Origin of the sequence: Mesorhizobium sp. NZP2077, assembly GCF_013170805.1 — a bacterium.
Classification (GTDB): Bacteria; Pseudomonadota; Alphaproteobacteria; order Rhizobiales; family Rhizobiaceae; genus Mesorhizobium.
In genome coordinates this window covers 4,565,055-4,583,053 of record NZ_CP051293.1, presented here as the reverse complement: position 1 = coordinate 4,583,053, position 17,999 = coordinate 4,565,055, and the positions used below count along the sequence as shown (strand labels likewise).

Annotated in this window: 14 protein-coding genes; 8 read left to right on the top strand and 6 right to left on the bottom strand. The window is 62.3% G+C overall.

Features of this window, described 5'->3' with window-relative positions:
- Positions 1 to 10: 10 nt before the first annotated feature.
- The 5 genes from accC to HGP13_RS22855 form a co-directional block, all read right to left on the bottom strand.
- Complete coding sequence (gene accC / locus HGP13_RS22875; protein WP_172229236.1) at positions 11 to 1,354, bottom strand: acetyl-CoA carboxylase biotin carboxylase subunit; 1,344 nt, start codon at positions 1,352 to 1,354, stop codon at positions 11 to 13.
- 10 nt (positions 1,355 to 1,364) lie between these two features.
- Complete coding sequence (gene accB / locus HGP13_RS22870; protein ID WP_172229234.1) at positions 1,365 to 1,823, bottom strand: acetyl-CoA carboxylase biotin carboxyl carrier protein; 459 nt, start codon at positions 1,821 to 1,823, stop codon at positions 1,365 to 1,367.
- Positions 1,824 to 1,849: 26 nt separating this feature from the next.
- On the bottom strand, positions 1,850 to 2,284 hold the full coding sequence (aroQ, locus tag HGP13_RS22865; RefSeq protein WP_019857903.1) for a type II 3-dehydroquinate dehydratase: 435 nt from the start codon (positions 2,282 to 2,284) through the stop codon (positions 1,850 to 1,852).
- A 145-nt stretch (positions 2,285 to 2,429) separates the two neighbouring features.
- The gene (locus HGP13_RS22860) at positions 2,430 to 3,284 is read right to left on the bottom strand and encodes a DsbA family protein (RefSeq protein ID WP_172229232.1); all 855 of its coding nucleotides are present in this window, start codon (positions 3,282 to 3,284) and stop codon (positions 2,430 to 2,432) included.
- Positions 3,285 to 3,348: 64 nt separating this feature from the next.
- Complete coding sequence (locus HGP13_RS22855) at positions 3,349 to 4,740, bottom strand: M48 family metallopeptidase (RefSeq protein WP_172229230.1); 1,392 nt, start codon at positions 4,738 to 4,740, stop codon at positions 3,349 to 3,351.
- 144 nt (positions 4,741 to 4,884) lie between these two features.
- Here HGP13_RS22855 and HGP13_RS22850 point away from each other — a divergent pair, with 144 nt between their 5' ends.
- Together HGP13_RS22850 and HGP13_RS22845 are read left to right on the top strand one after the other, a co-directional pair.
- The gene (locus tag HGP13_RS22850) at positions 4,885 to 6,033 is read left to right on the top strand and encodes an aminotransferase class I/II-fold pyridoxal phosphate-dependent enzyme (protein ID WP_172229228.1); all 1,149 of its coding nucleotides are present in this window, start codon (positions 4,885 to 4,887) and stop codon (positions 6,031 to 6,033) included.
- A 4-nt stretch (positions 6,034 to 6,037) separates the two neighbouring features.
- Entirely contained in the window at positions 6,038 to 6,967 is a 930-nt protein-coding gene (locus HGP13_RS22845; RefSeq protein ID WP_172229226.1) for a glutaminase, read from the top strand.
- Between the two features lie 99 nt (positions 6,968 to 7,066).
- Here HGP13_RS22845 and HGP13_RS22840 read toward each other — a convergent pair whose 3' ends face one another.
- A complete protein-coding gene (locus HGP13_RS22840) occupies positions 7,067 to 10,000 on the bottom strand; it encodes a ribonuclease E/G (RefSeq protein ID WP_172229224.1) in 2,934 nt (977 codons plus the stop codon).
- Between the two features lie 652 nt (positions 10,001 to 10,652).
- Between HGP13_RS22840 and HGP13_RS22835 the strand changes: the two genes are divergently transcribed.
- The 6 genes from HGP13_RS22835 to HGP13_RS22810 all read left to right on the top strand — a co-directional run bounded on the left by HGP13_RS22835 (position 10,653) and on the right by HGP13_RS22810 (position 17,790).
- Positions 10,653 to 11,915 (top strand): N-acetylmuramoyl-L-alanine amidase, encoded by a 1,263-nt coding sequence (locus HGP13_RS22835; RefSeq protein ID WP_172229222.1) that lies wholly within the window; start codon positions 10,653 to 10,655, stop codon positions 11,913 to 11,915.
- 213 nt (positions 11,916 to 12,128) lie between these two features.
- A complete protein-coding gene (locus HGP13_RS22830; RefSeq protein WP_172229219.1) occupies positions 12,129 to 14,573 on the top strand; it encodes a penicillin-binding protein 1A in 2,445 nt (814 codons plus the stop codon).
- Positions 14,574 to 14,699: 126 nt separating this feature from the next.
- Positions 14,700 to 15,831, top strand: a protein-coding gene (prfB, locus tag HGP13_RS22825) for a peptide chain release factor 2 (RefSeq protein WP_172229217.1) whose coding sequence is annotated in 2 segments (ribosomal slippage) — positions 14,700 to 14,765 and positions 14,767 to 15,831 — 1,131 coding nt in all. Because the reading frame shifts where the segments join, the coding sequence is not laid out codon by codon here.
- A 303-nt stretch (positions 15,832 to 16,134) separates the two neighbouring features.
- Positions 16,135 to 16,512, top strand: coding sequence for a hypothetical protein (locus HGP13_RS22820; protein ID WP_172229215.1), 378 nt, complete (start codon positions 16,135 to 16,137; stop codon positions 16,510 to 16,512).
- Positions 16,513 to 16,619: 107 nt separating this feature from the next.
- Positions 16,620 to 16,988, top strand: a complete 369-nt coding sequence (locus tag HGP13_RS22815) for a GFA family protein (RefSeq protein WP_172234813.1) — start codon at positions 16,620 to 16,622, stop codon at positions 16,986 to 16,988.
- Positions 16,989 to 17,139: 151 nt separating this feature from the next.
- A complete protein-coding gene (locus HGP13_RS22810) occupies positions 17,140 to 17,790 on the top strand; it encodes an OmpA family protein (protein ID WP_172229213.1) in 651 nt (216 codons plus the stop codon).
- Positions 17,791 to 17,999: the final 209 nt, after the last annotated feature.

Sequence of the window (17,999 nt, the reverse complement as noted above, 5' to 3'; positions counted from 1 at the left end):
CGTCCCCGGACTACTCTTCCCCGGCCAGGTATTTTTCCAGCCAATGGATGTCATAGTCGCCATTGGCGATGTCGGCATTGCCGACCAGATCGCGAAACAGCGGCAACGTCGTCTTGATCCCGTCGACGACGAATTCATCCAGCGCCCGGCGCAGCCGCATCATGCATTCGACGCGGTTGCGCCCGTGCACGATCAGCTTGCCGATCAGGCTGTCGTAGTAGGGAGGGATCTTGTAGCCGGAATAGACGCCGGAATCGACGCGGATGCCGAGACCGCCTGGCGTGTGGAAATGCGTGATCGTGCCGGGCGAAGGGGTGAAGGTGCGCGGATCCTCGGCATTGATGCGGCATTCGATGGCGTGGCCATTGAACTTGATGTCTTCCTGCTTCACCGAGAGACCGCCGCCGGATGCGACGCGGATCTGCTCATGCACGAGATCGATGCCGGTGATCGCTTCCGTCACCGGATGCTCGACCTGCAGGCGCGTGTTCATCTCGATGAAATAGAACTCGCCATTCTCGTAGAGGAACTCGATCGTGCCGGCGCCGGAATAGCCGAGATCGGCAATGGCCTTGGCGCAGATACCGCCGATGCGGGCGCGTTCCTCGGCGTTGAGCGCCGGTGAGGGCGCCTCTTCCCAGACTTTTTGATGGCGGCGTTGCAGCGAACAGTCGCGCTCGCCGAAATGCACCCCGCGGCCGAAGCCGTCGCCGAACACCTGCACCTCGATGTGGCGCGGCTTTTCCAGGTATTTTTCGATATAGACGGCATCGTCGCCGAACGCCGCGCCGGCTTCCGTGCTCGCTGTCTGCAAGGCAATCTCAAGGTCAGCCTCGGTAAGGGCAACCTTCATGCCGCGCCCGCCACCGCCAGCCGATGCCTTGATGATCACGGGATAGCCGATCTCGGCGGCAATGCGCCTGGCTTCCTTTTGATCGGTGACGGCGCCGTCCGAGCCGGGCACCACCGGGATACCCAGGCGCTTGGCGGTGCGCTTGGCCTCGATCTTGTCGCCCATTATGCGGATATGGTCGCCGGACGGGCCGATGAAGGTGATGTTGTGCGCCGCCAATATGTCGGCGAACTTGGCGTTCTCGGACAGGAAGCCGTAGCCTGGGTGTACGGCGTCGGCGCCGGTGATCTCGCAGGCCGCGACGATCTGATGGATGTTGAGATAGCTGTCGCGCGACGGCGGCGGCCCGATGCAGACGCTTTCGTCGGCAAGACGTACATGCATGGCGTCGGCGTCGGCGGTCGAATGCACCACCACCGTCTGGATGCCGAGTTCCTTGCAGGCGCGCAGCACCCGAAGCGCGATTTCGCCGCGATTGGCGATGAGGATTTTTTGAAACATCCGGCCCGCTCTACTCGATCACGACGAGCGGCATGCCGTATTCGACCGGCGTCGCGTCCTCGAACAGAATCGCCGTCACCGTGCCGGCGCGCGGCGAGGGGATCTGGTTCATCGTCTTCATCGCCTCGATGATCAGCAGCGTCTGGCCTTCCTTGACCTTCTGGCCGACCTCGATGAACGCCTTGGCGTCGGGCGAGGGCGCCAGATAGGCGGTGCCGACCATCGGCGAGGTGACCGCGTTCTTCGACACATCGACAACAGCCGGCGCTGCCGCTGCAGCGGTTTGGGCGGCAGCTGGCGCATAGGTGGGTTGGGGCGCCGCAATCGCGTGGACGGCAGGCGCCTGCCGCGACACGCGCACCTTCAGGTCGCCCAGTTCAACCTCGATCTCGGTCAGGTTGGTGTCGTTCAGTATGCCCGCCAGGTCGCGGATCAGTTGCTGGTCAACACCGGTCTTCTTTATCGACATTTTCGAGCCTTCTGTTTGTTGGCCGGTCATAGGCGTGCGGCCAGCGCCTGCAGCGCCAGCGTGTAGCCGAGCGGCCCAAAGCCACAGATCATGCCGACGGCGACCGGCGCGACCATGGAGACGTGGCGGAATGATTCCCGCGCATGGATGTTGGAAAGGTGAACTTCTGCGACCGGCAGCGGCGCGACCGAACGGATGGCGTCATGGATCGCGATCGAGGTGTGGCTGTAGGCGCCTGGATTGATGACGATGCCGGCGGCCTTGTCGCCGGCTTCCTGGATCCAGTCGACAAGATCGCCCTCATGGTTCGACTGGCGGAAATCGATCTCGAGTCCAAGCGACGCGCCGGCCTGCTTGCAGTCGTCGGCAATCGCGGCAAGCGTCTTGCCGCCATAGATGCCCGGCTCGCGCTTGCCGAGCGCGTTGAGATTGGGACCGTTCAGGACGAAAACAGTTTTCAAAAAAGCCGACCTTTTCCGGCGCCGGTATCAAACCGGCGCGCTGGGCCTCTATACCGGGCATAGCCGTCCGCGAAAAGAGCGCAAGTGCGTTCTTTCACTGTCCACAACAGGCCGAAATGCACCCGTGAAGAAAACCCCCTCCTGGTCAAAGCGCGGCTTTCGCCGCCTCGATCTTGTTCGCCAGCACGTCCTGCCCGAGAGCTCCGAACACGACCTCGTTGCCGACGACGTAGGACGGGGTTCCGGTGATCGACAGCTTGTTGGCAAGATCGTAGGTCTTGGAGAAGGCCTCGGTGATCGACGGATCCTTCATCTTCTCGCGCAAAGTCGCTTCGTCGGCGCCGAGCGAAAGCGCGATCTTGATCGCCATTGCCTCGGTGGCGCGCCCCTGGCCGCCGAGCAAAGCATTGTGGAATTCGCCGTATTTTTCCGGCTTCATCATGTGGAAGGCCATCGAGACGACGCTCGCCTTCTGCGAATCCGGGCCGAGGATCGGGAATTCCTTGAGCACGAAGCGCAGATCCGGATCCGCCTTTGTCAGCGCCCGCATGTCCTCGATGGCGCGTTTGCAGAAGCCGCAATTGTAGTCGTAGAACTCGACGATGGTCACCTTGCCGTTCGGGTTGCCGACGACTCCATCGAAGGTAGAGTTGAAGATCTGGTCCTTGGCGTTCTTGATGACGCCAAGCGCGGCGAGCCGCTGCTCTTCCTTCTGCTTGGCCTCGAGCGCATCCTGCACTTCGAGCAGCACTTCCGGGTTCTTCAAGAGGTAGTCGCGGATGATCCCTTCGACCTCGGTGCGGTCGATCTTGGTATCGGCCGCCTTCGTGTCGGCCCCTGCCGTCTGGACAGGCTGAGCCGTCTGGACAGGCTGAGCCGTCTCGACAGGCTGCGTTGTGCCGGCCTTGGCAATCTGTGGGCTGCCGGCGACGAAACCGAAAGCCAGCATGGCAAGGGCTACAGCGATCCCCGTGGTGCTCAGCAGCAGTGCCTTTTTCATCGTTCTCGTTCCTTTTGCCTGTCTTTCGGTCTGGCTGTGTCGCAGCGCGTGGCCGGTAGGTTCACTAGATCTTGCTTGACGACTTGTAGTTTATGATGTCCTGGGCGCGTATCCAGCGCGGTTCGCCGCGTTTCAGCTCCTGCTGCGCCCGCATGGCGAAGATCTTAGCATCCTTGTAGTTGCCGGAATAGAAATGACCTTCGGCGGTGGCAAGCTCGGCGCCCGGTATGTCACCCAACTCGCCGTAAGCCTGCGCCAGGTAACGATACCCCTCGGAATTTTCCTTGTCGCGCCCAAGACCATTGTTGATCTGTACGACGGCCTTCTTCAGCGAGTCGGGCGTGCCGACCGCCATCAGCGCCTGGCCAAGCGAGACAGGCAGCAAACCGGACCGCACCGGATCGAGGCTGACCGCCTTGGCGTAGGCTTCGGCCGCGTCCTTGGGCTTGTTCGCCTTCATCAAGATGTCGCCGCGCAGCTCCTGGAAATAGGGGTTCTTGGGCTGCGCCTTGATCAGGGCGTTGGTCTTGGCGAGTGCGCCGGCGATGTCGCCGTAAAGGTAGGTCGACTGGGCGTCGCCATACTGCCCGGCGAGGCTGCCTCTCATTTTCTGCATCAGCCGGGCTGCAGCGGCCTGGCCTTCCATGTAGACGGCGATCTTCACCCGCATCATGTCATGGCGCTGCTGCAGCGTCGGCGGGTCGATCTTGTCGACGTTGGAGCTCTGCTGCACCAGCACTTCGAGATTGGCGATGCGCTCTTGCGGCATCGGGTGGCTGATCCGGTAAGGATCGATTTGCGCACCCGACAGAGACAGCGCGGTCTGGAACCGGCGGAACGTCTTCAGCATGCCCATGCCGGACTGGCCGGTGGCGTTGAGATAGGTGATGGCGGAGCGGTCGGCCGTTATCTCTTCGGTGCGCTGGTAGGCGAGGATACTGCGCTGTGCCATCTCGCCACCGCCGGCGGCTACGCCCACGCCGGCGCCGGCGAGGCCGCGGTTGCTGGTGGTCGCACCGGCGACGATGGCGCCGGCACCAAGCAAGGTCGAGATGATCGCCATCGTCTTGGCGCGCTCAAGCTGGTCACGCAGTTTCTGCTGGTGGCCGCCGGCGATATGGCCGGCCTCGTGCGCGATGACGCCGATGATCTCGTTGGGCGTTTCGGCCGTCATCAGCGCGCCGGTGTTGATGAACAGCCGGCGCCCGGTGACGAAAGCGTTGAAGCTGGAATCGTTGACCAGCACGATGTCTATGCCGTCATTCGCGAGCCCCGCCGCCTTGAAGATCGGCCGTGCGTAGTCGCGCACCAGAGCCTCGATCTCGGCATCGCGTACCACAGGCACGTTTTGGGCAAAGGCGGTGGCCGAACTCGTCACCGCAACCGTGATGCCAAGCGAAAGCGTCGTGAAAACACGCGCAATCCGGACAATCGTCGATCTGGGTCGGCTCAACATGATGTCCACTGGTAGACGAGCGGGCGAAAGATGAAAAGTCGGCGCCGGAAACTTCCTCAACTTGTGATCCTCACATCAATCGGGCATTTGTGCGGCGCATGTATTCGAGGGCATGGCGTGCCCAACCGTCGGGATAGGGATAAAATGGTCGTTTCGCTCTCACGTCGCGGCAATGTCGAGCCGTTCCACGCCATGGATGTGCTGGCCGAAGCGAACCGGCTGAAAGCCCAGGGCGTGCCGGTGATTTCCATGGCGGTCGGCCAGCCCTCCGATCCGGCGCCCCCACGGGTTCGCGCCGCCGCGGCCAAGGCCTTGGAGCACGGCCGCATTGGCTACACCGACACGCTGGGTCTGGCCGGTCTGCGCAAGGCGATCGCGGAGCATTACGCGGATCACTATCGGCTTGAAATCGAGCCCGGCCGGATCGCGGTGACCACGGGATCGTCTGCGGCCTTCAATCTCGCTTTCCTGGCGATGTTCGATCCGGGCGACCGCGTCGCCATCGCAGCACCCGGTTACCCTGCCTATCGTAACATCATGGCGGCGCTCGGCATCGATGTTGTCGAGATCGAGCTCGGCGACGCAGCCTATCTGCATAGCGGTCATCTGGAGACAGCGCATCGCGAGAAGCAGCTGAAGGGCGTCCTGTTTGCAAGTCCGGCCAATCCGACCGGCGCGGTCATACCGGCCGACGAGCTTTCGGCGCTGGTCAATACAGCGGAGACGCTGGGCATCGCCGTCATTTCCGACGAGATCTACCACCGGCTGGCCTATGGCGCCCCGGACACCACGGCACTCGCCTTCGGCAACAGCGTGACGGTGATCAACTCGTTCTCGAAATACTACTGCATGACCGGCTGGCGAATCGGCTGGATGGTGTTGCCGGAAGAGCTGGTGCGGCCAGTCGAACGCATTGCCCAGAGCCTCTACATCTCGACGCCGGAACTGTCGCAGATCGCCGCGATCGAGGCTTTTGCCGCGACCGAAGAGCTGGAAGCGGTCAAGGGCCGCTACGCCTGGAATCGCGAACTGCTGATGAAACGTCTGCCGGAACTCGGCTTTCCGCTGGCGGCGCCCATGGACGGCGCATTCTATGCCTTTTGCGATGTCGTCAGGCACACCAATGACAGCATGGCCTTTGCCCGCAAGATGCTGGCCGAGGCGCATGTTGCGGCGACGCCCGGCCGCGACTTCGACACCAAGGCGGGGCATCGCACCATGCGGTTTTCCTATGCCGGCAGCCATGACGACATGGTCGAGGCAATGGCGCGCATCGAACGCTGGTTGAGGTAGCACCATGCCGGAACTCGAGCTGGCGCTGGCCGAAGTCACCGCCGAAATGGCCGAGCGGAGCGATCGCGGCGATGTCGCGACCTATATTCCCCAACTGGGGAAGGTCGATCCAAGGAAATTCGGCATCGCTGCCGTCACCAATGACGGCCGCATGCTGATGGCCGGTGATGCCGATCAGGCGTTCTCGATCCAGAGCATTTCGAAGGTTTTTACGCTGACGCTGGCGCTCGGCAATGTCGGCGACGCGCTGTGGAAACGGGTAGGGCGCGAGCCTTCGGGCAATCCGTTCAACTCGATCGTCCAGCTCGAGCATGAGAACGGCATTCCGCGCAATCCGTTCATCAACGCCGGTGCCATTGTCATTTCCGACATTCTGCTTGCCGGCCACCAGCCGCGCGAGGCGATCGGTGAGATTCTGCGCTTCATCCAGTTCCTCGCCGACGACGAGACCATCATCATCGACCGCGAGGTCGCCGCCTCCGAACGGGCCACCGGCTATCGCAATTTCGCGCTCGCCAACTACATGAAATCCTTCGGCAATCTTCATCATGCGCCGGAACTGGCGCTCGGCGTCTATTTCCACCATTGCGCCATCGCCATGAGTTGCCGGCAGCTGGCGATGGCGGGCCGCTTCCTCGCCAATGGCGGCAAGAATCCAGCGACCGGGCATACCGTGGTGTCGGCCGAACGGGCGCGGCGCATCGGCGCCATGATGCTGACCTGCGGCCACTATGACGGCTCCGGCGATTTCGCCTTCCGTGTCGGCATTCCGGGAAAAAGCGGCGTCGGCGGTGGCATATTGGGCATCGTGCCGGGCGTCGCCTCGCTTGCCGTCTGGTCGCCGGGTCTCAACGCCAACGGCAATTCCAAACTGGGGTCGATCGCGCTGGAGAAGCTGGCCAGGATGATGAACTGGTCGATCTTCGCGCCATAATTTCGCGACCTGTTGCAACGCCAGATATGAAAAATCCCGCACCGTCTTTCGATCGGCGCGGGATTTCTTTCAAAAAATCACTTCAATCAGTTGAAAAGCCTAGAAAAAGCCCTTCCGCTGCCACCAGCCGGCGCGCTTCGGCTTTTCTTCGGTCTTGGCTTCCGGCTCGGTGGCGACGGTCGAGGAAACCACCGGCACGACAGGTGCATCGATGGCCGCCGGCTTGCGTCGTGACGGTCGGGCCTTTGCAGGCTCTTCCGCGACGGCAGCAGCCACTGTTTCCTCGGCAACAGCCACCGGAGCCTCGACCGGCGTTTCCGCGGCCGCTTCGACGACAGACGTTTCGGCGACGGCCTCGGCGGCTGCCTTCTTCGGCTTGGCTGCGCGACGCGGCTTCTTGGGCTTTTCGGTGCTCGGCACCTCTTCGCTCACAGCAGCCACAGGCTCTTCCGCCACGGCAACGGCCACCGGCTCGATCGAGGCAGGCTCGCTTTCGGAAGCATCAGCCTCGGAAGCCTCGGTCGTTTCGCCGGCACTTGCCTCGGTCTCGCCTTCGCCGTCTTCACGGCGATTGCGCTTGCCGCCACGCTTGCCACGCCGGCGCTTCTTGCCCTGGCTGTCATCCGAAGCCTGCGCCGCCTCGTCAGAGGCGCCGGCAGCGATCGGAGCGGCGTCGTCGGCTTCGCCGTCGTCATCGTCAGCCGAGCCGGCGAAATCGCCGGCCGGAGCGGAGACGGATGAGCCGTCCGCCGGGGCGCCATGTTCGCGATCGCGGTCCCTGCCGCCGCGACGTCTGCGACGCTTGCGGCGCTTGCGGTCGCGGCCTTCGCCGTCCTCGCCAACGGCAGGCCGCGGCTGCTGGTTTTGCTGCGGCTGCTGGCGCGGCTGCTCGGCCTGGACCGATACCTCTTCGTCTTCCTCGACGACGACAATCTCGTCCTCGGGCTCGTCCGGCTCGACATAGGCCGGAAAGCTACGCGCCTCGACAAAGCCTTCCGGCTTTTCGGCCAGAGCGCCGCGGAAGATCGCATAGTGCTGCGCGCCAACCGTATCATCGGCCTCGATGGTGATGGTCAGGCCGAAGCGGCTTTCGAGTTCCACCAGTGTGCCGCGCTTGTGGTTGAGCACGTAGAGCGCGGTCGCCGCCGGCGTCCGCACCGTGATGTGGCTGCGCGAATCCTTGAGCAGGAATTCCTCGATCGCCCGCACCACCATCAGCGCGACCGAAGAATCGGAGCGCACATGGCCGGTGCCGCCGCAATGCGGGCAGGGCTTCATGGTCGATTCCAGCACGCTGGCGCGGATGCGCTGACGTGACATCTCCATCAAGCCGAAATGCGAGATGCGGCCGACCTGGATACGGGCACGATCGTTCTTGAGGTGATCCTTCAGCCGCTTCTCGACGGAGCGGTTGTTGCGGTTCTCCTCCATGTCGATGAAGTCGATGACGATCAGGCCGGCCAGATCGCGAAGCCTCAGCTGACGCGCGACTTCCTCGGCCGCTTCCAGATTGGTGTGGAGTGCCGTGTCCTCGATCGAGTGCTCCTTGGTGGAGCGACCCGAATTGACGTCGATGGCGACCAGCGCCTCGGTCTGGTTGATGATGATGTAGCCGCCGCTCTTCAGCGTCACTTGCGGCTGCAGCATGCGGTCGAGCTGTGCCTCGATGCCGTTGCGCACGAAGATCGGCGTCGTGTCGCGGAACGGCTGAACCACTTTGGCGTGGCTCGGCATCAGCATGCGCATGAAGTCCTTGGCCTCGCGGTAGCCCTCTTCGCCGGAGACGAGAATCTCGTCGATATCCTTGTTGTAGAGGTCGCGCACCGAACGCTTGATCAGGCTGCCTTCCTCGTAGACGAGGGCAGGGGCGGTGGACTGGAGCGTGAGATTGCGCACGTTCTCCCAAAGCCGCATCAGATATTCGTAGTCGCGCTTGATCTCGGCCTTGGTGCGGCTCTCGCCGGCGGTGCGCAGGATAACGCCCATGCCTTGCGGCACTTCGAGATCGGCGACCACCTCCTTCAGGCGCTTGCGGTCGACCGCACTGGTGATCTTGCGCGAAATGCCGCCGCCGCGCGCCGTGTTCGGCATCAGCACCGAATAGCGGCCGGCAAGCGACAGATAGGTGGTCAGTGCCGCGCCCTTGTTGCCGCGCTCTTCCTTGACGACCTGAACCAGCAGGATCTGCCGGCGTTTGATCACTTCCTGAATCTTGTACTGGCGGCGCACCGGCTTGCGGCGGTTGCGCACTTCTTCCAGCGCATCCTCGGCGCCGACCGATTCGATCTCGTGGTCATCGGGATGCGAGGACTGTACTTCCTCCAGCATGCCGCGATCATTGTCGCCGGACGTTGCTTCAGTGCCCTGTTCCGTCTGCGAGACGGGTTCGGAAATCACATCGCCTTCGACCGCGGCGGCGATCGATGTCGGGCCGCCCTCGCGGGTTTCGGTTTCGTCCTGTTCGCCGGAACCTTCATCATGGCCGGACGCATCGGCATGCTCTGAATGTTCTGATGTATCGGCTGCGTGTTCGATGATCTCGGATGTGTGGGAGATCTCCTCGACAACGATGTCGCCGTTGTCGCTGCCTTCGCCTGCCTCGCCGGAGCCTTCGCCTGCTTCGCCCGCATCGCGCTTGTGCTCACCGCGGTCGCGGCTCTTGCCGCCACGCCGGCGCCCGCGCCGGCCGCGATCACGGCTCTGGCGATCATCGCCTTCGCCATCCTCGTCCTCTTCGTCTTCGGCCTCCTGCGCTTCGGCGCGCAGCAGGGCCTGACGGTCGGCGACCGGGATCTGGTAGTAGTCGGGGTGTATTTCACTGAAGGCGAGAAAACCGTGACGGTTGCCGCCATATTCGACAAAGGCCGCCTGAAGGGAGGGTTCGACGCGCGTTACGCGGGCGAGGTAGATGTTTCCTTTGAGCTGCTTCTTGTCCTGGGATTCAAAGTCGAATTCTTCGATACGGTTACCGCGTACGACGACAACGCGTGTTTCCTCCGGGTGGGAGGCGTCTATCAGCATTTTGTTGGGCATTATTTCGTTTCCTCCCGGCAGCCGTCAGCCGCAGCTTGCAAGGCAAAGCCCGCTGCTGCGTGTCTGGAGTGTGGGTGCCGGATGTCTGAATGTCCGCCGGACGGGGCCTGCGCGTCATGGCGGTGCCGCCCGCAGCCATACTGGCGCGGTTTGATGCGGACCTTTCCATGATTGCGCTTGAAGCCATCGTCACCAGCAGAACCTTTTGAACCAAAGCCCGGAAACCGGACCAGCTTGTTTGCTCATACAGAGCCGGCACGGGAACAAACCCGGCCGTTTTCCTCACGCAGGTGATTCCCCCGCCACGGGAGCACACCTGCGAAATTCGTCGCAATCACCTGAACCCTTTTCGCTTGAAGCGAAAGGAGCCGCCTTTTCATCTGACCCTGTAGCAGGAAGCTGCGGAGGAGGGCGGTTCCAGGATTGCAGTGATCCACTATCGCTTTTATGATTTGACGGGGTGGAAGGCAACCCCGATTTCCGATGCCGGCAAAAAGCAGTTCCGTAGCGTAAGCCTGGGTTCCAAACCTTGCATGAAAAGGCTTGGTTAACCTTCTCTGGATACCAATCGTTAATCGAGTTCGCGGCCTAACCGGCACTTCGACGAAACGAGAAGGCGCCTGGCGCCAAACCGGGAGCGACTGGAAGACAGATGGGACTGGCAGACTTCACAGACAAGGGATGTCGTGTCGGCAGCCGGATTCTGCGCGCCTTCTGTCTCTTGGTGCTGGTGGCGATTTCGCAGGTGCTTTCCCCTGTTACCAATGCCGCCGACGCGCCACTGGTGGCGAAAGGCTACAAGATGGCGGGCGATGCCACCAAGATGCGCATCGTCATGGATTTCGACCGCGAACCGGACATCAAGTGGTTCCTGTTGCGCGGACCCAATCGTCTGGTCATCGATCTGGCGAATACCAGGCTGGCCATCGACGCCAAGGATTTGAAGCCGCGCGGCCTGGTTAAGGGCGTGCGCCTGGGCGCACTCGGCGAGGGCGTTTCGCGGCTGATCCTGACCGGCAAGGGGCCGTTCGCCGTCGACAAGCTGGATGTGCTCAAGAATGAGGACGGAACCGGCTACCGCATTGCCATCGACATGTCGGCCGCCTCCGAACGGGAGTTCGACGCCGCCCTGGCCAACCAGGCGCTGACCACCGGTTCGACGGTTTCGACCGACAAGGGCGGGCGGGTCGGCACCGGGCCGGTCTCCAATCCGGGCCACCGCTTCACCGTCGTCATCGATCCCGGCCATGGCGGCGTCGACGGCGGCGCCGAGGGTCTGAACGGCACCATCGAGAAGAACGTTACGCTGGCCTTTGCCACGGAGCTGCGCGACAAGCTCGCCGCCATCGGCAAATACGATGTCTTCATGACGCGCGACACCGATGAATATCTGCGTCTGGACGACCGCGTGCGCATTGCCCGCCAGCACGAGGCCGACCTGCTGATTTCGATCCATGCCGACACAATCAGCGTCAAGGGCATCCGCGGCGCCACTGTCTACACAGTTTCCGACAAGGCGTCGGATCCCGAGGCGCAGGCGCTTGCCGACCGCGAAAATCTCTCCGACCAGTTCGCCGGCATGGTCATCAAGGACGATAACAAGGAAGTGACCGACATCCTTATCGACCTGATCCGCCGCGAGACGCACACATTTTCGATGAGTTTCGCCCACACTCTGGTCGGCCAGTTATCGACCAGCGTCGGTCTCATCAACAATCCGCAGCGTTCCGCCGGATTCAAGGTGCTGAAGGCGCCAGACGTGCCATCCGTGCTGGTCGAACTCGGTTATCTCTCGAATGCCAAGGACGAGGCGCAACTGCTCGACGCCGAATGGCGCGGCAAGGCCGCACAGAGCATCACCAACGCCGTCGCGCTGTTCGCTTCCGCCCGGGTCGGACCAGGAACCGGAGGCTGACATGTCTGGCGGCGCCTGCAACCAGGGGCAGCGTTGCCGGATGACAACACCCTGTGCCTTTATTCCAGGCAGCCGGTCACGAAATCAGCCCTTGCCGTATTTTGTCCACATGGTGGCGACATGGGTTTTCGATTACGGATTGGGACCGGCTCGAAAGCTTGCGTGGAAGGCGGCTTCGTTTAGGAAATTCCCGAACCAAGGACTGGAGCGGGTATGATTCGTCTCATTGGCTATTTCTTCGGCATCGGCACGACGCTGGCCCTTCTGGCTGCGGCGGGCGTTGCGCTTTACATCGGCCATGTAGCAAAGGATCTGCCTGACTACGAAGTGCTGGCCAAGTACGAGCCGCCTGTGACCACCCGTATCCATGCCTCGGATGGCTCTCTGATGGCGGAGTATGCGCGCGAACGGCGCCTGTATTTGCCGATCCAGGCCATTCCGGACCGCGTCAAGGCGGCTTTTCTGTCAGCCGAGGACAAGAATTTCTACAGCCATCCCGGTGTTGACATAACGGGCTTGGGCCGGGCGGTGCTCACTTACGTTTCCGGTGGACCGATGCAGGGTGGTTCGACGATCACCCAGCAGGTTGCCAAGAACTTCCTCCTCACCAACGAGCGCTCCCTGGAACGCAAGGTCAAGGAGGCCATCCTTTCGTTCCGCATCGAACAGGCCTATTCCAAGGATCGCATCCTTGAACTCTATCTCAACGAGATTTTCTTTGGCTTCAACGCCTATGGTGTCGCCGGCGCCGCACTGACCTATTTCGACAAATCGGTGAACGAACTGACCGTGGCCGAGGCCGCCTATCTGGCTTCGCTGCCGAAAGGTCCGGCCAACTACAACCCCTTCAAGCATGCCGATCGCGCGATCGAACGGCGCAACTGGGTCATCGGCCAGATGGTCGAGAACGGTTACGTGACCCCCGAAGAGGGTGCGAAGGCGAAGGCCGAGCCGCTTGGTGTCGCCCCACGCCGCACCGGCTCATATCTGTTCGCGGGCGAGTATTTCACCGAAGAGGTTCGTCGCCAGATCATCGCCCGCTATGGCGAGAATGCGCTCTATGAGGGCGGTCTTTCCATTCGCACGACCCTTGATCCAAAGGTTCAGCTTATAGCCCGTAAGGCGATGCAGAACGGTTTGATGAAATACGACACGCTGCGTGGCTATCGCGGACCGGTGACATCGATTGACGTGTCCGGCGACTGGGGCGTCCCGCTGGGCGCCGTCAAGGGGCTGGAAGACGTTCCCGAATGGTCGCTGGCCGTCGTGCTCGACTCCTCGGCCTCCGGCCTCTCGATTGGCCTCCAGCCCGCACGCCAGGCGTCGGGCGACATCGTCAAGGAGCGTGTCGAAGGCACCGTCAGCAAGGACGACATGGGCTTTGCCATGCGCCATCTGGTCGACGGCAAGACGGTCAAGGCCAAGTCGCCGGCCGACGTGCTGAAGCCGGGCGACGTCATCTTCGTGCAGAAGAACGAAGGTTCCGACAATACATACAGCCTGCGTCAGGTTCCCGAGGTGGAAGGTGGCCTGATCGCGATGGATCCGCACACAGGCCGCGTGCTGGCCATGGTCGGCGGCTTCTCCTATTCGCAGTCGGAGTTCAACCGCGCCACCCAGGCCATGCGCCAGCCGGGCTCCTCGTTCAAGCCGATCGTCTATTCGGCCGCGCTCGACAATGGCTATACGCCGGCCTCGGTGATCATGGACGGACCGATCACCATCCAGAGCGGCAACACGACCTGGACGCCGAAGAACTATGACGGCACCGTTGCCGGGCCGGCAACGCTGCGCTCCGGCATCGAGAAGTCGCGCAACCTGATGACGGTGCGGCTTGCCAACGACATGGGCATGAAGCTGGTCGTCGAATATGCCGAGCGCTTCGGCGTCTACGATCATCTGGCGCCGTATCTGCCGATGGCGCTGGGCTCCGGCGAGACCACCGTCATGCGCATGGTTTCGGCCTATTCGATCATGGCCAATGGCGGCAAATCGATCAAACCATCGCTGATCGACCGCATCCAGGATCGCTACGGCAAGACCGTGTTCAAGCAGGATGAGCGTGGCTGCGAAGGCTGCAACGCGCCTGAGTGGAAGAACCAGCCGGAGCCGGAACTGGTCGACACTTCCGAGCAGGTGCTCGATCCGATGACCGCCTACCAGATCACCTCGATGATGGAAGGAGTGGTGCAACGCGGTACCGGCGCCACCATCGGTGAACTCGGACGTCACATCGCCGGCAAGACCGGCACCACCAACGACGAGAAGGACGCCTGGTTCATCGGCTACACGCCGAACCTCGTGGTCGGTCTCTATATGGGCTATGACACGCCGCGCGGCCTTGGCCATGGCGCCACCGGCGGCGGTCTTGCCGCCCCGATCTTCAAGGATTTCATGCGTGTGGCGCTGGACGGCACGCCCAATGTCGACTTCAAGGTCCCAGACGGCATGAACCTGGTCGCCATCAATCGCAAGACCGGCATGCGTGCCGCGTCGGGCGATCCGGGCACCATCATCGAGGCCTTCAAGCCGGGTACTGGTCCCGCCGACAGCTACTGGGTGATCGGCATGGGCGCCGACGGCTCCAACGCGTCGGGCGGCCCACTGTCGCCGCAGGCCAACCAGGCCATCCAGGACGGCGGCGGCGGCCTCTACTGAGCGGTCCAATGCAGACTGCTGGGCTGGCCTCGGGGCCGGCCCATTTCGCTTTACACATGGCAGCGCCGTCCCTATGTATCGCGCCGACCGAAGTGTCACTTCAGCAACAGGACAAAATACCAGGCCATGCGCGCGGAAACGCAGAATATTGTCGACGAGATCAGGCAGGCGATAACCCTGCTGAGGAGGCATCTTTGACTGGGACCAGGCCATAAAGCGGCTTGAATACCTGAATGTCCGTGCCGAGGACGCCAGCCTCTGGAACGAACCGCTGGAAGCGCAGAAGCTGATGCGCGAACGCCAGGGCCTCGAGGAAGGCATTGCGGCGGTCAAAGGCATCACCCAGGCGCTTGAAGACAATATCGGCCTGATCCAGCTCGGCGAGGAAGAGGGCGACGAGGGCGTCATCGCCGAGGCCGAAGCAGCGATCCGCTCGATGCAGGGCGAGGCGAAGGCCCGCCAGGTCGAAACGCTGCTGTCGGGTGAAGCCGACGCGAACGACACCTATCTCGAAATCCACGCCGGCGCAGGCGGCACCGAAAGCCAGGACTGGGCTTCGATGCTGCTGCGCATGTACACGCGCTGGGCCGAGCGCCGCCGCTTCAAGGTCGAGGTGCTAGAGGTGCATGACGGCGAAGAAGCCGGCATCAAGTCCGCCACGCTCATGATCAAAGGGCACAATGCCTATGGCTGGCTGAAGACGGAATCCGGTGTCCACCGCCTGGTGCGCATCTCGCCCTATGACAGCAATGCGCGCCGGCACACCTCCTTCGCCAGCGTCTGGGTCTATCCGGTCATCGACGACACGATCGACATCGATGTTTCCGAATCGGACGTGCGCATCGACACTTATCGTTCGTCGGGTTCGGGCGGCCAGCACGTCAACACCACCGATTCGGCCGTGCGCATCACCCATATCGCTACCGGCATCGCGGTTGCCTGCCAGGCCGAACGGTCACAGCACAAGAACAAGGCCAAGGCCTGGGAGATGCTGCGCTCACGTCTCTACGAGGAAGAGCTGAAGAAGCGTGAGGCCATCGCCAACGCCACCGAAGCCTCAAAGAGCGATATCGGCTGGGGTCACCAGATCCGCTCCTACGTGCTGCAGCCCTACCAGCTGGTGAAGGATCTGCGCACCGGCGTCGAAAGCACCAGCCCGTCGAGCGTGCTCGATGGCGACCTCGACGATTTCATGGAGGCCTCGCTGTCGCAGCGCATCGAGGGCGGCGCCGGTGAGGCCGTGGCGGATCTGGACTAGCGCCGTCCGCCGCCAAACCTGAATTGTGACGGTTCGCACAGAACGAAGTGGCCATCACCGACGTCGACTGCCGTAGTTGTGAGGTCATCCGGTTGTTGCCTTGGGCGGGCGAGGAACTGGGTGCAGGCTGGTCACGCATCTATTTCTTGCGCCGACTCACATTTAGGCTCACCTTTGAGGCAGGAGGAGACAAAAGCATTTATGGCCGGTCGTGGCATATCTGCTGACGATTGGCCGCTGGGAAGACACGTTCCAGGAACGGGCAAGCGAAACGCTTGAACCTCGTTTGAAAGGAACGTTCCCATGTCTGCTGCCAGTTCCAGATCGGCCATCGCCGTTCCATCGGTTGGCCAGCTTGTCATTCCCTTTTGCGCGGCGTGCGTGATCGCGCTGCTGTCGGCGCCGGCCCTGGCGCATGACGCCAAGCCGACCGCGGCCAAGCCGCAAGGCTGGAGTTATCCGTTTGCCTGCTGTGCGAACTACGACTGTCACGAGGTTTCGCAAACATCGATCAGCGAGCGCCCGGAAGGCTATGTCATCAAGGACACCGGGGAGGTGGTGGCGTACAGCGACAGACGGGTCAAGGATTCGCCCGACGGAGAATTCCATTGGTGCGCGCATCAAGCCGGGCTCGATGCCGGCAAGACCATCTGCCTGTTCGTGCCGCCATCGTCCTACTGAATTTGCTGTCGGCAGCTCGGCGTAGAGCCTGCTGACGGGCAGTTGTCACGATCGCTTCTTTATGGTGCCCTGCCGCATGGGCGGCGGACAATGGAGAGGTGATGTTGATGACCATCAAGGCAAGCTGCCACTGCAGGGCGACGACGTTCGAGGTTTCAGAGGCACCGCACACGGTGACGCAGTGCACCTGTTCGTTCTGCTCGAAACGCGGCTCGCTCTGGGCCTATTACATCCCGTCGCAATTCAAGCTCACCAGCCCGCTGGAAAACGTTTCTGTCTATGAGTGGGGCTCGAAAACCGTAAAACACGGTTTTTGCGCCACTTGCGGCTGCGGCACCTTCACGCAAACGCCGGATTGGTCGACAGGCAAGCCGGATTTTGACAATCCCAAGATCAGCGTCAATTCGCGGCTGTTCGATGATTTCGATCTCGACGCAGTGGAAGTGGTGGTGATTGACGGCAAGAATCTCTGGTAGCCGGCCAAGGCGGCTGTCACCTGACTGACCCCGGGAAAAGCCGTGGTGGGCGCTTTTCCCGTTCCGCTTTTCGCCGCAATTCATGGTACAAGTCGAGGCAAGGGCTGATTTGGCGCCGTCGGAAAAGGCGCGACTTGGAGAGGGACCATCTATGAAGAAGACCGTGCTCGTCGTCGTGGCGACGGCTTTGCTCGTGAGCGCTTGCACCACCACCGATCCGTATACGGGCGACCAGAAGATTTCCAACACCGCCGCGGGTGCCGGTCTTGGTGCCCTGGCGGGCGCCAGCCTTGGTCTGCTTGCCGGCGGCAATGACCGCCGCAACGCGCTGATCGGCGCCGGCATCGGTGCGCTGGCCGGCGGCGCCATCGGCGCCACCATGGATCAGAACGAAGCTGAACTGCGCCGGCAGCTCGAGGGCACTGGCGTCAGCGTCACCCGTAGTGGCGACCAGATCATCCTCAATATGCCGTCTGACATCACCTTCAATGTCGATCAGGATGCGGTGAAGCCCGGCTTCTATCCGGTGCTGAACTCGGTTGCTCTGGTGCTGAAGAAGTTCAAGCAGACCACGGTCGACGTGTTCGGCCATACCGATTCGACCGGAGGCGAACAGCACAATTTCGATCTGTCGCAGCGCCGCGCGCTGGCGGTCGCTAACTATCTGTCCGGTCAGGGCGTCGATCAGCGCCGCTTCGCCGTCACCGGCTTCGGCAAGACGCGGCCGATCGCTTCCAATGCGACGGCCGCCGGCCGCGAGCAGAACCGCCGCGTCGAAATCCAGCTTTCACCGCTCACCTGAGGGTATCGATATGAAACGAAGACGGCCCCGCAAGGGGCCGTTTTTATTTGAGAGCGTCGATGCTCTTCAGATACGGCGCGCCAGAGCTTTAGTTGGTTCTCATAAACGACTTTCCCGCAGTCATCGAAAGGGATAGCATCGTCGCTGTTCCGGAGGGGATGAGGCGAGCACAACTGGCCGCGCAATCAGCATTTTCCGCCTCGGTCTTG